Raw genomic sequence first — 13,439 nt, 5'->3', positions numbered from 1 at the left:
AACATTCACCTCCTAATCTACATTTGCTACACGCAATACTTCTGAAGTAGTTGTTTGTCCTTCTACTACTTTTAACAACCCATCTACTAGTAATGTGTAATAGCCTTCTTGTTTCATATAATCGCGGATCACACTATCGCTACTTCGACTTAAAATCATGTCTTTAATATTGCGGTCGATTGGTAAAATTTCATGAATAGCCATCCGTCCACGATACCCTGTTTGATTACACGAAGGGCAGCCTCTTCCGCGTCTACCATGTGTGAAACCTTCAATGCCGTTATTACGCATTATTTCTAATTCATGGTTAGTAAAAGTATAGTCTTCTCCGCAATCTCGACAAATTCGTCGTACTAAACGCTGTGCCATAATTCCTACAAGTGAGGAGGATAATAAAAACGCCTCTACCCCCATGTCTTGAAGTCTAGAAATCGATTCCACTGCACTATTTGTATGTAAAGTACTTAACACTAAATGCCCTGTTAACGAGGCACGTACTGCTATTTGCGCAGTCTCGAAGTCCCTAACTTCACCTATCATTACAATATCTGGGTCTTGGCGCAAAATTGAACGTAATCCAGTGGCAAAAGTTAAGCCTACTTCTTCTTTCACTTGAATTTGGTTTATGCCATCGAGCTGATATTCAACCGGATCCTCAACTGTAATAATATTGACACCCTCTTCATTCAAGTTAGTTAAGGCAGCATATAATGTTGATGATTTCCCAGATCCCGTAGGGCCGGTAATGAGCAGAATCCCATTCGGATTGGCAATCATGTTTCGGAAAAGGGCCTCGTTTTGCTCTGTAAAACCAAGCTTGTCAATAGAATTGGCAACACTGCTTAAGTCTAAAATCCGCATTACCACTTTTTCTCCATAAACAGTTGGCAGTGTCGAAAGTCGAATATCTACTGGCCTAAAATTAACATTCGTTTTAATACGTCCATCTTGAGGAATTCGATTTTCCGTAATATTTAAATTTCCCATAATTTTAATACGTGCTAATACTATATTTTGCATATGTTTTGGTAAAGAGCGCTCTGTTCTCAAAACGCCATCCACCCGATAACGAACCCTTAGCTCCGTTTCCTGTGGGTCAAAGTGGATATCGCTCGCTCGTTGGGCAACTCCGTTAGCAATGATTTGATTAACTAGCCGAACAATCGGAGAATCCTCTCGTTCAATTTCTTCCTGTGCTTCAGCAACTGTCGCGCCAATGTCGAGCAATGCGGCTTCCATAGATTCTTGTAAATCGTAGTATTTTGTTAGTGTACGATATAAGTCATCCTTAGCTGCAATACTTGTTTCGATTTGGCAGCCCGTCGCCATACGTACTTCCTCAATTGCAAAATAATCCATCGGGTCAGCCATCGCGATAAACAGTTTATTTTTTTCGCGACGGATCGGAATAATATTTGTCCGTTTAGCGAGTTCGGCTGGAACAAGTTGAAGTAAATCCGGACTAATTGAATATTGATTCAAATGAATGTGTGGGATTCCTAGCTGAAACTCTAGTACTTCGATTAACTGTTGCTCGGTTAGAATATTTTCTTTTATAAGAAAATCGCCCAATTTCTCTTCTTTTGTTTTGTTTGTAAGAGCAAATTCTAATTGCACATTTGTAATAACACCAGATTCGACAAGTAAATCACCTAAGCGCTTTCGTCCAGTTTTTACGATCATTCGCGTTTGCTCCTCTCTTTACGGGCTTGTTTGTATAAAATTCCCACCTTTATCGTAGTAGCCGTATACAATTTCAGGGTCATTCGGGTCTGTTGAAGTATTAGTATCTTTACTCGTTATTGCAGCATTATTGCCGGATTTTTTATTTTCAGATTGTGTATCCGGTAATCCATCTCCATCTAAATCCATTTGTAAGTCTGGATCATTGGGATTTACCTTATCCGTTCCACTACTATTTTCAGAAGCAACAGGTTGTCTTGAAGATTTCACAATAATTTTATTAACTGGTGGATAATAGTCACGACTAACAAGTTCCTCTGTAGTGTTACCATTTTCTAAAATCGAGCGATACACTTCGACCCGTATCCCTTCTTGACCTTTTTGAATAACTTCTTCTCTACCTACTGGTAAATCTTTCGAATAGCGAGTAATGACTCGAGGTTGTATAATCTTATCTTTACTAACACGAACTGAAATTTCTTTGTCTTTCTTTTGAGCTAGTAATTCCACTTTTAAAGAATCACCTTCTACTGTGAGTTTTAATTTATTTGGTTGATCCGAACGGTTTATAAATTGCAAATCTTTATCTAACGCTTGATTTACCTTCGCATCCAAACCTTGTTGTAAATAATTTGGCTTCTGTCCTTGGGAATGTCTTTCTGAAATCTCATATTCGGTTTGAAGAGCAACATGATACAGCATAGAGGCGACGAAATTAATCGCTTCACTATCTGATTCTTCATATTTTTCTTCTATCATTGTTAAAAAAGAAAACGGTTCATTCGGTAAAACAATAGAATCATTTAATGTATTCGCTAATTTATCAACACCCATTGCATTTGCAGGGATTTCCTCAATCGATAGAGCTAAACGCTCCGCTTCTATTAAATTAGTATCTGCAACTGTTGCAGCGACTTCGCGACTTTTTAAATTGGAAGCTTCGGTGATAATCGTATGTAAAGTCTTTTCAACTTCCCATACACCAGTGGCCTCAAGCTGTTTCTTCACTTGCTCGTCAACTACCACATGTAAGGGTATATGTACTACTTGTCTTTGCTTCCAGAAAGCAAGCCAAGACTTGTCAGTTAAACTATGATATTCAGCTAACGTACTCTCTACATCAAATACAAACAATTTAGGGTCGAGTGAAATCGTAACATTAGCCCCTTCTACATCGATAGGAGCCTCTTGCCAAGTATTTATGGCCTCTCGTAAAGCATTTTCAATAGCATCATCTTCTAAATCCTTAACTGATATTCCACCGATTGTAGATTCATCGCCTTTAGCTAATGCTCTATCAATCATTAAGTTCGGTACCCAGACTGTTAATAAAATGATTAGAACAGCTACTATTGAGCCTAGCTTCAAATGTAATTTCATAGCCTTACCGCCTTTACAAATATATCCAAAATTAAAATGTCTAATTACTCATATCTATCCATTACTTTTTATTCATATTTTTACCATACAACATACTAGATATTATTTAATGAGTCTTTTTAACTAAAAAGAGTTAAAATTTTATGAACTGAAATTTTTTCATGTGTAATTAAAATCATCAATAACACATTGTCAATAAGGTAAACACCCTATATAATAAGGTTATATATACCTATACATTTCCGAATCAAACTTATTAAATCAAATTTTCTAGATAGAAAAAACTATTAGATCGGAGGTAAGCTTTTTATGTTGATCAAATCACAGAGAGGATTTTCTTTAATCGAAGTAGTTGCATCACTTGTATTAATATCCATTATTCTCTTATCCTTTGCCCAAATATTTATATTTACGAATAAAACAGCCATAGTAAATACCGAAAAATTAGTCACTGTAAATTTAGCCGATGCTGTATTAGCTAAATTAAAATCTGATCCACTTACCAAAATAGCTACACAAGACTTAAATGATTATTTTAAAGATACCGGTGAACCAGATGCCAAAAAGGAACCTCACAAGATAGTTTTAAATGGAAAAACATATGCAATTACATATACCCCTTATCAAAATTCTAATAAATATGTGAATTCAGATTTCACAGAAAAGGATTTAAATCTAATAAAAGTAGTTGTAACAGTAACTTCTCAAAACGGAAAAACAAAAGGCTCGTCGGAAGGATATGTGTCAATTGAATAAATATATTAAAAATCAAAACGGTTTGACACTAATTGAATTGCTCGCAACGATTGTTATTCTAGCAATCGTCTCCACCCTTATCTTTTCAATCCTTGTGAAAACTTTAGAAACGAATCAAAATATTCAACAAGAAACTATGCTTAGGGATGAAGCAGATCTAATCATAAGTAAATTTATTAAAACCCTCTATACAACAAACCAAAGTCATATTGTAAGGAATATCAGTAATCAATATATTGAAGTAACCAATAATCTGTCTAAATGTAAAAAAAACGATGATGGTAAATGGATTATTACTAGCGAATGCGAAAAGACTCTTGAGCCTATAGGATTTAAAATTGAAAATAACACTACATATATCCATTTTAAAAAGGAGAAATATAAAGTCCAAAACAGCAACATTAAAATTTCTGAAGATTCTGAAATAGAAGGAAACCCTATAGTCGAATCCATTTACACAATCAATTTAAAGCTTGAGATTATAAAAAAACGTTCAGGTAATGACCAAACAAAAACTATGGAATTTAAAAATCAGATTGAACCTATTGTAAGCTCAAAATAGTTTAAATAAAGGAGATTGTACTATGAAAATTTTCCGGCAAAATGAAAATGGCTATTCATTGTTAATAACATTTGCAGTCATCATCATTTTCACTATACTCGGTTTGAGTCTTATCACTTTAACGTCAAGCGGCATTACAAAAAACAACACCCGAGAGGAACTAGTACAAGCACAAGATTTATCAGATAAAGGAATCGACTATGCCGTTAAAGACATTCAAGCTATTCTAAAAAAAGAGATTAAAGATAAACCTATGGGAAAGACTGCATTTGAAACTTTCCTCGATAACACCTTGAATGCTTCAAAGCTAAGTTGCTCGCAAGGCATTAACATCCCTGCTGAGAAAACTAATCAAACAAACGTCTGCATCGAGAAAGTAGAACTAATTTCAAATGAAGAGAAGGATCGTTATAAACGCCTAGTAACATTTAAAAGTACTGGAAAAGTAAATAGTAAAGAGCATATTACATATTCACAAATCATCATCGGCACAGATGCAATTCCAGATCAATTACGCTATGCTGTTTCAACGAATGACGAGGGGAATCTTTATTTACATGGTGGTGTTGAAATTCAGGGAGATATTAAAACAGATGGTCATTTAATTATCTCTGAAAAAGCCCATTGGCTAAAAAATAATATGGCACAATGGCCAGATAGCGTTTTTCCTAGAATAATTCCAGACTCTAAAAGTGTTACCCCCAAAATTATTATGAGGGAATCAGAAAAAAATATATATTATGTAAATAATACTGTTGATTACTCCTCACATATATCTGGCAATACAAACTATTTAAACGGTTCAAAATATACAAAATTCACTCCCTCAAATCCTACTACAAAAAGTGAATTACAGAATCGTTTGTTTTTAACAAAAAATGTATCCCTAGTCACAAAAAGCTTACCGGGAGATAATCTTGAAATAACAGAGAAAGTTATACCTTTGTATACAAATAAAAATTATAATAAAAATTATCCTTCTGGATTAAGTGTCTCGTACATAAATCACGAAACATCTAAATTTAATAGAGACAATATCATTTTCATACATGGAGAAAAAGAAGACTGTAATATTTGGGGTTTATTTGGATGCAAGAAAACCCTCGATAGAGGAAATTTTAATATTAATGGAAGTGGAAAAACTTTAAATTTGTCGGGCACCTATTTTATTAATGGAGATTTCATTGTAAACAATACTAATTTACGTAGCGACGCCATGCTATATGTAAATGGCAACGTTGATATTAAAGATAGTACTTTAAATGGAATAAATTCAAATAGCACCCTCTTTATTTTCGCTACAGGAGATATTTCAATTAGTAATATTTCTGTTGATAGTGCTACGCCTAGTATGATTAAAGGCTTTTTCTATTCAAAACAAAACATGATTATGTATGGAGTTGGCTCGAATATAAACTTGTACGGAGGCATTTCTGCAAAACGAACGATTCTAACTGCAGTACGTGGTAATAGTAATAACTATACTTATGAAAGTTCTAAAAACCAAAAAGAAACCGTTATTACAAATGGTATTGAAGTACCTAAAAGAAAGTCCAGATTAAAAATAACCTATGACGAAAATTTAATATCTCAATATACATCCTTTAAACGTGATGAAGAAGAAGAATTTATTACAGAATTGAACGAACCCGAAACAATTAATCGTTATTAAAATAAGGGTTGTTTAGAAAGACTGATTTCACACAGTCATTGTAAACAACCCTTTTCTATTATTTCCTCAAGAACCATCCCGACAAATCGAAGAGTATATGTTTTTCAACAGCTTAATGCATTTAGTCAACTTCAAGCATACCATTAGAAATTGTTAAATTGTTATTTTCTTCAAAAATCAAGCCACCATTTGATATTGTATCTTCAATCGTTTTCGGTTTGTACGTAACAGCCGGAGCTCCACTAGTCTTGACTGTATGAGCCATTATTCCGCCTATAACTGTTCCTGACCCCCCCAATATGACTCTTGCGTTAGGGGCATATATATATAAGTTGTGATTATAAGATCCTCCTTCAATGGTGATATTTGATCCGCCTGCATAGATATTTCCTTGTACGCTACCAGAACCATCAATTTTTATATTGGTTGATTTAGCATAAATAGAGGCTTTTGTGAGTGTATTACCAGTAAAATCCATTGGCGAAGTGCCTGCATAATAGACACTTAATTGGCCTATGTCCCCTGTATTATTCATACTTGAATCCCCCTTTAAATCAAAAGCATTCTTTATATACAAAGTTAATTTACCACTTCCTATAATATTTAAATGACCTTGAGAGAAGTCAAAGTTATCTATAAATAAATTTTTGTCTGAATTACCAACATCAATCGTTAATATATTATTCGAAGCAACCATAAGCGTCTTGACGTACATATCCTGAGAAATCGGAAGAATACCATTGAAATTTGGTTCACCATTTATCTTTCTATCCTTATCAATCTCAATTGAATTATTTTTTAAAAAATGTTCAACTCGCTCCCCACCGATCGTAACTTGTATTGATTTCGTATATGGCCTTGTGCTTAAATTAGTAAATTGATTATCCGGGAAAGGTGGCAATATATCTTCAGGAAACGCAACATTCCCTATAATCTTATTTGTAATAGTCATCCAGTCTGGTTTTGAAAACTTATCTAAAGTTGTGCCAATTTTCCCATTAATTTTTGTATCATCTTGTGTAATATCAATATTTCCACTTTCAGATACAACATCCCCATTAAACTTACCGCCCCCAAGTATGATGTTTTCAATAGCGTGGATAGCAGCGGCATTTGAAAAAGCAGGGCCAGTTTCCGTTCCACTTCCTAAATTAACTGTAATTGTTTGCGCTACGGCTCTCGTTTTCTTACCAATAGATCCAACAGACGTTATTTTATATTGCAAAGGTTCTGTATTTTCTTGAACAATTGTTACATTCGCAATAGGTTGTTCTTTAAATTGTTCATCAAAAGTGACTGTAGCAGTATATGTTGATTGGGTATTCTCTTCAAAGGTTTTTTTTAAGCTACTTTCAAATGCATCAATAAAATCTAACTTGAATTTTTCCGGCTTTCTTTTATCAAGAGGTAGCTTATTGAAATCCTTTCTATTTTGATCGTATGTAATTTTAGCTATTTGTTCTACTTTGCTTTTTGTACTGTTTAAACCGCCTTCTGCAATGTAAAATACAGATTGGTCATCTCGCTCACTAGTAGAAATCTTTAATGAATTTGCAGTAAGTGTTAAAAGCATAATTCCAAGAACTGATAGTAAAGCAATTGTCAAAATTACTAAAAGTAACGAATACCCATTTTCTTGTTTTAAATACTTAAACATCTAGCTACCTCCTCTGAAATATATAGTTGATGAAAAGGGCTTATTATTTGGCGTTGTAATATCAATAATTATATGACTCCGTTTATCTTTAATTTTAAAATCAAGTACATTCACTGCAATTATTTCATCGTCCCTTGCAATTGTCTGATTATTTCGATGAAACACGTAGTTGTATTTTTGATTATTTTGATTATTAGTTAATATATATTCTGTACGATCATCTAAGTCTTTCGTAATAATTTCTGTAGATTTACGAGTATCTTTAGTGACAACTTTCAAAATATAAGTTGCATCAGACAATTGCACACTCGATTTCATTTGTTTATCGCTAGAAGTCTTGCCATTCGTTAAGATCGACATTAGAACAATAGAAACGAGTGTAACTATTATGGTAACAGCCAAAACTTCTAGTAAGGTCATGCCTCTCTCATTATAAAATTTAGACATATGCACCACCTCTTTCCTTATAAGCTAAAGATATTTTGCACTTTTGCTTTTAATATCTTCCCTCTTGCATCATAGACTTCAATAGTAATCCTAACTGTTTTATCAGACGACATATCTTCAGCTGTCACTATTATGATTTCCTTATTTTTAGCATTCACGGGTGTCACTTTATACTGAGTGGTATTACCGCTCGATTTCTCTTCATCCTTTTCGTTTACATATGGAAAGTCAGATTCCCAAGTTTCGATTTTGGTGGATTTGAAGTAGTTATACATTTTCTCCATTTCCTTTTGCGCTAAATAGGTTGCATCAATAATTTGTTCAGAGCTTTTTCCTGTTTTATTCGATTGAATGAGTAAGCCAAAAAAGGATACTAAGATGATAGTTATGATAACTAAAGAAGCAATAACCTCAATTAAAGAGAATCCCCCTTGACTGTTAAATAATTCTCTATTTTTACGCTTCATTTTCGCCCTCCTTCTGCAGATAATACTTTTATTAATATAAGATATCAAAAAAGTCTATTAGCCTTAAACACTATAATAACAGTGCTTATAGCAACTAATATTCACTAATTATTCAATTAAATACTATTTTATGATAATTACACTATTCCATATATAAACAATATTTACAAGACCACTTCTTCATATGAATATATATATTCTTCAAAATTTTCCATACCTAAAACTACGTTTAAATTACAATAAAAAGCAATACGATGTAAAAAAACGTTTACCCAAATTATGGTAAACGTTTTTTGTGAAAACATTTTATTCATTTCCTCAACAACCTACCCGACAACAGCAACCCAATCCCACCAATCGTCATAAACAGGACTGCTCGTATTAGTAAGTCTAGTGCTGACAAATCAAAGAATATAAGCTTAATAAACGCAATAACTAAGATGATAAAACCTGTTATGCGTAATGTTCGTAAGTTTCGCACGTTGCTAAGCCAAAGGGAGATACTTGCTGTCAGGAATAACGTAATCGTTGAGAAGGCAATGCTTAGCTTCCAATCAAGCAAACTGTTGTAGGAAAGCTGGAAGATGAGACCCCAAACAGCTATCATCGTAAGCACCACACTTGCACTTACAATTGGGTCAAGAAGTTTCTCTATTTGCTCTTGATAGCTTTGATAAATGCGCCCCTTCATCAGTAAATCGATCATAATTGCTACGATAACAGCTATATAGACAATTCTTGTCACTATATTTAACCACTCGACACCTTGCATATTGTACGGAATTATTTCAAGCATTATTGTGAAGAGTATGAAAAATACACTAAGGACCGGCGTTAATGCACGCCCTTTGTATTTTGTTGGTACTAAAAGTGATCCCGCGAAAAGTACAGCGAGGATCATACACATTAGATGTGGAATATTACCAGCACCTGCAAAGTACGTTCCATCCAGCTTTCCGATATAAGCTAAGAAATAACCAGTCGTTATTACTGCTAAAAAGTCAATCACATATAGTTCCTTCATTACCTTTTCAAATACAGTCTGTGTCTCTTTCGGACGTCTTGCATATACATAAATAATTAGGAGATATATTCCTGGCATTATCAAGCTAACATGGTCTATGCTAAAAAATGGTGTTGGCTCATGAATTATAAAGCTTAAAGCGAGTGCAATCATAAATGAAAATGAGCTGACAATCTTCATCCTACTAATTCGTAAACGTAAACTCATCATTACGCCCATAAAAGTAATGAATGGGATGAGCAAATGATCCACTTTCTCTGGGAAATTCATAACTAGTAGTGTATTACATAATGTAATAAATGCGAGTGTTACGGCACTATCAAATGCCTCCTGCCATTTTTGCTTATAGCCATAACCCGCTAAAGCTGCAAACAAGCAAACTAATATGAGTAATAGTGCTTCGCTATATTCAATAGGACTAATGATAAAGTTCAAGAGCAATAAACTAAAGGCTCCTAGGCTAAATTGAAGTCCAACATGGATATATTTCAATTTAGACTCTGCATTATATAAACGGCACCAACTCGTGTGAAAAATAGATAAAACAACAAGGAAACCTATTGCAAAAACAGCTCGATTGTCCTGATTCATAAACGCTATAATGCTGACAGCTAGCACTGAGAAAAAGGTTGCTATATAGAGAGCCAATTTCTGCTTGTGTTGATGAATGACAAATTGCAGCATCGTAAATAGGACAACCACATAGATTAAAATAATGATAGGACTAAAATCCATATATTCTAGTAAATAAGGTAATAATAATGAGGTAAATGCTACGAATATTGTTAGTACTTCGTTTTTCTTTAAATAGCTAATCGCAATACCGTAGCCGATATAAACAGCTGCAATAACAAGTGCCATCGTTAAACCGATGATTTCATACAATATCGCACTAGCCGCTGTTGTTAATATTCCAACAATAAACGCCCCACCGTATAAAGATATTGTGATGGCTGAAGACCCTATTTTTTTATGTTCCAACACATAAGCTGTTGCGGCTAAGGCAAGCGATAATGCATAGGCGAGAATAATTTTAACCTCGTTCGATAAATAGCCATAATCACTCACAAGCTTAAGACCCCAAAGCACCCCCATCACTAAAATTACCATAAATACTTTTGGAAGTGCCCACATAAAACGTTCTTCCAACGTTCGCTGTGGCTCCATCCTTTTTTCTGGAGCTGGCATTGTTTTTGGCCTTTGTTCCAAGTTTGAATTTGGCTTTGGGTTTTGCGCTAGTTTCGGCGTAGATTGCTCAATAATGGATTTTCTGGCGTTCAATGTGCTTGTTTTATCAACAGATTGCTGACGCTTTAAGCCCTCTAATTCCTGCCGTAAATCCACCATTTCTTGCTCGAGCGTGGCAATCCTCCGCTCCATTTCAAGCGACATTCAATCATCCTCCCTGCACTATCAATTTTTAACATTATAACATATTTATTCTTGTTGTAAAATTACACTTTTGATTTATTTTTACCCCATTATTCATCTTGGTCTTCGATACATTAAAGCACGTTCACTATCACTGGTTCCCCGTGTAGTTGGATCTACTACAACTCCTATTAAAACGAAAATTGATAATACGGTATTTAAGATGTGCGTTGCCTGATCACTCATTGCACTCGTTAAGTCATAGCCAAAAATAGTTGCTACTTGCTGTGCGAGTAACAAAATCAACGAAAATAGCGCAAATAAAAATGGTTTATGCTGAAAACGGATCATCCAGTTAATTCTCATAAATACTCACCTCCCTCCTTCTTATACACAGTATATGCTCCTCCGTAATATGGCACATATGCAAAAATGGAGCTATAAATAGAATAAGAGGGATTTTTATACCACAAATATTATTAAGTACAAATATGCAATGCTAGTTTTCGCAAAATGCACATTAAAAAGCCATCTCAGCAATGAGATGGCTTCGAATTGTTGAAAATCTATTATGTTAATGAAATTAAGTATAGCTCTTCGACAAAACGAGGGATTGATTTCCATTCCGACTGGGCGCTTTCTCGGGGGCGTCAAGTCTTCGCTCTATTTTATATCAGCTGAAGTTTTTTGTGGGAAAGTGAAGCGACAGCAACACCAAATGTTTTATGTCTGAAAAACAAAGCCTCCTAGCTATGATGATCCGTGCGAAAGCGGAGTGTCAGTGGAATTGTTTATTGCTAAGTTACGAAGTGTACGCAACAACAAAGTGCAGTAAGTGACACACCATTTCTTATACCCCATTTTTGTTTTTCATCACATTAATCATTTCAGTAATGAGATGCTTCAAAGCCTTTTCGTTTATCAAATTTTCGCGCAACGAAGACTAGCCCATAAACAAGCGGTGTTGCTACAATGGACGCAAAAAATTTAAACAAATACTGTGTTATAAATAATGTCAGTAACACTTTAATTGGCATTATTCCATAAAAGGCTATCGTAATAAACAATGCAGTATCGATGAGTTGACTTAACATCGTAGACGCATTGTTTCGAAGCCAAAGTTTACCGCTTCCATGCTTTTCTTTTAATTTATTGAATATCACTACATCCAAATTAACACTTACCGTATAGGCTACAAGACTTGCAATAATGACACGCATACTGCCGCCGAGAATTGTCTCAAACTCCTGTTGATGAACAAAGGCTTCTGCAGGTGGTAGTGCAATGGCAATCGCGATAAAGCATGCTGCAAACACCTGTGCCATAAGCCCTGTTCTTACCGTGCGAGCGCCCGCTTCCTTGCCATATACTTCACAAATTACATCAATAAGAGGATACGTAAAAATAATTAAAATAGCTGCTGCCGGAAGCATCATCCATTCGCCTATACTAAACACTTTAACAGCTAAAACATTTGCTAAAATTAAAAAACCTACAAACAATCCATTTAAATAGTAAAGCATCAACGATTATCTACCTTTTCTGGATACAGATCGTGGTTCATCAAACGATGCTCCGCCATTTTTTCATATTTTGTGCCAGGGCGACCATAGTTACACCATGGATCAATGGACAGGCCACCACGTGGCGTAAACTTACCCCACACTTCAATATAGCGCGGCTCAATCAGTTTAATTAAATCATTCATGATGATATTAACACAATCCTCATGGAAGTCCCCGTGATTACGGAAGCTAAATAAATAGAGCTTTAAAGATTTACTCTCCACTAGCTTTTTATCTGGAATAAAAGATATATACATAGTCGCAAAGTCAGGCTGCCCTGTCATTGGACAGAGGCTCGTGAATTCTGGGCAATTAAATTTCACAAAAAAATCGTTTTTCGTATGTAAATTGTCAACTGCCTCAAGTATCTCCGGAGAGTATTCAAATAAATACTTTGTGTTTTGGTTACCAAGTAGGGTTAAACTCTGTAATCCTTGTTCTTCATTTCTTCCTGCCATAAAAATGCCTCCTCAAGTTGTGAGAAGTCCATTACGCATTAAATCTAATAAAAAAAAATCGCCATATCCGCATTTTGGGGATATGGCGTAAATGACGTCATCCATAGTTTTTTATAGAGGGTATGCGCTATGAACCTCTTTCTTATTCGCTAGTAATATTAACTTAATGAACGCATTCAGTCAACTAAATTCTTCATAATTTAGCATTGACAAAAATATACTGTCGTACTTTACTCTATCCTATCTATGGCGATTCGAAATGCTCCTGTTAATCCAGCATAATTCTAGATGCTATTAACCGTGCAGAATAGTTCCATAAGGATTACTTAAATACCCAATGCTTTTTCGATGTATTTAATTTTATAGAGTAAATCACATCTTGAAGTGAAGACTTTTT

12 protein-coding genes are annotated in these 13,439 nt (G+C 34.7%); 3 read left to right on the top strand and 9 right to left on the bottom strand.

Translation table 11 applies throughout. From position 1 onward, the window contains the following. Positions 1-12 precede the first annotated feature (12 nt). Together ACIPKN_RS06770 and ACIPKN_RS06765 are read right to left on the bottom strand one after the other, a co-directional pair. On the bottom strand, positions 13-1,683 hold the full coding sequence (locus ACIPKN_RS06770) for a GspE/PulE family protein (protein ID WP_400934483.1): 1,671 nt from the start codon (positions 1,681-1,683) through the stop codon (positions 13-15). An 18-nt stretch (positions 1,684-1,701) separates the two neighbouring features. Then, complete coding sequence (locus ACIPKN_RS06765) at positions 1,702-3,063, bottom strand: VanW family protein (protein WP_400934481.1); 1,362 nt, start codon at positions 3,061-3,063, stop codon at positions 1,702-1,704. Positions 3,064-3,372: 309 nt separating this feature from the next. On the opposite strand from ACIPKN_RS06765, the gene ACIPKN_RS06760 reads away from it, so the two are divergent. Genes ACIPKN_RS06760 through ACIPKN_RS06750 form a run of 3 tightly spaced genes read left to right on the top strand, consistent with a single transcriptional unit; the run spans position 3,373 to position 6,053 of the window. Beyond that, complete coding sequence (locus ACIPKN_RS06760) at positions 3,373-3,819, top strand: type IV pilus modification PilV family protein (protein WP_400934479.1); 447 nt, start codon at positions 3,373-3,375, stop codon at positions 3,817-3,819. Further along, positions 3,812-4,381 carry a PulJ/GspJ family protein gene (locus ACIPKN_RS06755; protein WP_400934478.1) on the top strand — a complete coding sequence of 190 codons (570 nt, stop codon included), beginning with the start codon at positions 3,812-3,814 and terminating at the stop codon, positions 4,379-4,381. The genes ACIPKN_RS06760 and ACIPKN_RS06755 overlap by 8 nt, the downstream gene beginning before the upstream one ends. Positions 4,382-4,403: 22 nt before the next feature. After that, complete coding sequence (locus tag ACIPKN_RS06750; protein ID WP_400934476.1) at positions 4,404-6,053, top strand: hypothetical protein; 1,650 nt, start codon at positions 4,404-4,406, stop codon at positions 6,051-6,053. A 121-nt stretch (positions 6,054-6,174) separates the two neighbouring features. Here ACIPKN_RS06750 and ACIPKN_RS06745 read toward each other — a convergent pair whose 3' ends face one another. From ACIPKN_RS06745 to queF, 7 genes are all read right to left on the bottom strand, one after another. After that, entirely contained in the window at positions 6,175-7,710 is a 1,536-nt protein-coding gene (locus ACIPKN_RS06745) for a DUF7305 domain-containing protein (protein ID WP_400934475.1), read from the bottom strand. Beyond that, positions 7,711-8,157: a type II secretion system protein gene (locus tag ACIPKN_RS06740; protein WP_400934474.1), complete on the bottom strand. Its 447-nt coding sequence runs from the start codon at positions 8,155-8,157 to the stop codon at positions 7,711-7,713. A gap of 17 nt (positions 8,158-8,174) precedes the next feature. Continuing rightward, complete coding sequence (locus ACIPKN_RS06735; RefSeq protein ID WP_400934472.1) at positions 8,175-8,624, bottom strand: type IV pilus modification PilV family protein; 450 nt, start codon at positions 8,622-8,624, stop codon at positions 8,175-8,177. A gap of 310 nt (positions 8,625-8,934) precedes the next feature. Further along, complete coding sequence (locus ACIPKN_RS06730) at positions 8,935-11,040, bottom strand: DUF2339 domain-containing protein (protein WP_400934470.1); 2,106 nt, start codon at positions 11,038-11,040, stop codon at positions 8,935-8,937. A gap of 93 nt (positions 11,041-11,133) precedes the next feature. Then, positions 11,134-11,385, bottom strand: coding sequence for a phage holin (locus ACIPKN_RS06725; protein ID WP_400934469.1), 252 nt, complete (start codon positions 11,383-11,385; stop codon positions 11,134-11,136). A 521-nt stretch (positions 11,386-11,906) separates the two neighbouring features. Beyond that, on the bottom strand, positions 11,907-12,542 hold the full coding sequence (locus ACIPKN_RS06720) for a queuosine precursor transporter (protein ID WP_142507623.1): 636 nt from the start codon (positions 12,540-12,542) through the stop codon (positions 11,907-11,909). Further along, on the bottom strand, positions 12,542-13,042 hold the full coding sequence (gene queF / locus ACIPKN_RS06715; protein WP_400934467.1) for a preQ(1) synthase: 501 nt from the start codon (positions 13,040-13,042) through the stop codon (positions 12,542-12,544). Before queF ends, ACIPKN_RS06720 begins: the two co-directional genes overlap by 1 nt. Positions 13,043-13,439: the final 397 nt, after the last annotated feature.

Origin of the sequence: Lysinibacillus sp. NPDC086135 (assembly GCF_044746345.1) — a bacterium.
Taxonomy (GTDB): Bacteria; Bacillota; Bacilli; order Bacillales_A; family Planococcaceae; genus Lysinibacillus.
Note: the sequence above shows the minus strand (reverse complement) of the source record. Positions and strands in the feature narration are given on the sequence as shown.

Bases quoted from the DNA above. Each gene is read 5' to 3' on its own strand.
- ACIPKN_RS06720 (WP_142507623.1), bottom strand. From the start codon at position 12,542: ATGCTTTACTATTTAAATGGATTGTTTGTAGGTTTTTTAATTTTAGCA.
- queF (WP_400934467.1), bottom strand. From the start codon at position 13,042: ATGGCAGGAAGAAATGAAGAACAAGGATTACAGAGTTTAACCCTACTT.
- ACIPKN_RS06750 (WP_400934476.1), top strand. From the start codon at position 4,404: ATGAAAATTTTCCGGCAAAATGAAAATGGCTATTCATTGTTAATAACA.
- ACIPKN_RS06770 (WP_400934483.1), bottom strand. From the start codon at position 1,683: ATGATCGTAAAAACTGGACGAAAGCGCTTAGGTGATTTACTTGTCGAA.
- ACIPKN_RS06745 (WP_400934475.1), bottom strand. From the start codon at position 7,710: ATGTTTAAGTATTTAAAACAAGAAAATGGGTATTCGTTACTTTTAGTA.
- ACIPKN_RS06760 (WP_400934479.1), top strand. From the start codon at position 3,373: ATGTTGATCAAATCACAGAGAGGATTTTCTTTAATCGAAGTAGTTGCA.
- ACIPKN_RS06765 (WP_400934481.1), bottom strand. From the start codon at position 3,063: ATGAAATTACATTTGAAGCTAGGCTCAATAGTAGCTGTTCTAATCATT.
- ACIPKN_RS06730 (WP_400934470.1), bottom strand. From the start codon at position 11,040: ATGTCGCTTGAAATGGAGCGGAGGATTGCCACGCTCGAGCAAGAAATG.
- ACIPKN_RS06735 (WP_400934472.1), bottom strand. From the start codon at position 8,624: ATGAAGCGTAAAAATAGAGAATTATTTAACAGTCAAGGGGGATTCTCT.
- ACIPKN_RS06725 (WP_400934469.1), bottom strand. From the start codon at position 11,385: ATGAGAATTAACTGGATGATCCGTTTTCAGCATAAACCATTTTTATTT.
- ACIPKN_RS06740 (WP_400934474.1), bottom strand. From the start codon at position 8,157: ATGTCTAAATTTTATAATGAGAGAGGCATGACCTTACTAGAAGTTTTG.